This window comes from Mesorhizobium sp. M7A.F.Ca.CA.002.09.1.1, from assembly GCF_003998555.1.
Taxonomy (GTDB): Bacteria; Pseudomonadota; Alphaproteobacteria; order Rhizobiales; family Rhizobiaceae; genus Mesorhizobium; species Mesorhizobium ciceri.
The window spans coordinates 1-876 of record NZ_RZRR01001383.1 but is presented as its reverse complement, the minus strand read 5'-3'; the positions used below and the strand labels follow the sequence as shown (position 1 = coordinate 876).

The 876-nt window shown below is 64.5% G+C and carries 1 protein-coding gene and 1 pseudogene; both read left to right on the top strand.

Features of this window, described 5'->3' with window-relative positions; genetic code table 11:
- A pseudogene (locus EN994_RS33410) lies at positions 1-513 on the top strand (RNA methyltransferase); the annotation flags it as partial.
- Positions 506-876: aspartate/glutamate racemase family protein (locus EN994_RS33405; RefSeq protein ID WP_206523581.1), on the top strand; the 371-nt coding region annotated here is incomplete at its 3' end. The pseudogene EN994_RS33410 and the gene EN994_RS33405, both read left to right, overlap by 8 nt.

Genomic DNA, 876 nt, shown 5'->3' with positions numbered 1-876 from the left:
GACGAGGTCGGCCTTGCCGACGAGATCGTCACGTTCCCGGTCGATCCCGATTTCTCGTCGCTCAACATCGCCCAGGCCGCGCTTCTGATGTCCTACGAATGGATGAAGTCCGGCCTGGAAGACGAGACCAAGACCAATTTTTCCGGCCCGGACATGAAGCCGGCAAGCAAGGAGGAATTGCACGGCCTGTTCGCCTATCTCGAAGGCGCACTGGAAGCGCGCGGCTATTTCCGGCCGGCACCGAAGAAGCCGAAAATGATCGACAATCTGCGTGCGGTGCTGACGCGCGCCGGTTTTGCCGAACCGGAGCTGAAGGTGCTGCGCGGCATCATCTCGTCGCTCGACAGGTTTTCGCCGGCGATGCCGCGCGGCGACGGGTCCCCTGGCGATGATCCACGGCGCTTGCCCGCGGCCGCCGCGCGAGCCCGCAAGGCGGAAGCGGCGCGCCTTGCCGGCGCCGGCAAGGACGATGACATACCGCCGCTTGGCGGAAAAGGAACCGACAATGACTGAGCGGCCGATCCTGATGTTCGATTCGGGCATCGGCGGGCTCACCGTACTGCGCGAGGCGCGCGTGCTGATGCCCGACCGCCGTTTCATCTATGTCGCCGACGACGCTGCGTTTCCCTATGGCGCCTGGGAAGAGCCGGCGCTGAGGGTGCATATCCTTGAATTGTTCGGCAAACTGCTTGAGCGGTTTGCGCCGGCCATTTCGGTCATCGCCTGCAACACCGCCTCGACGTTGGTGATCGACGCGCTGCGCGACAGATTTCCCGAGCATCCTTTTGTCGGCATGGTGCCTGCGATCAAGCCGGCGGCGGAACGCACGCGCTCAGGGCTGGTTTCGGTGCTGGCGACGCCTGGCACCGTCAAGCG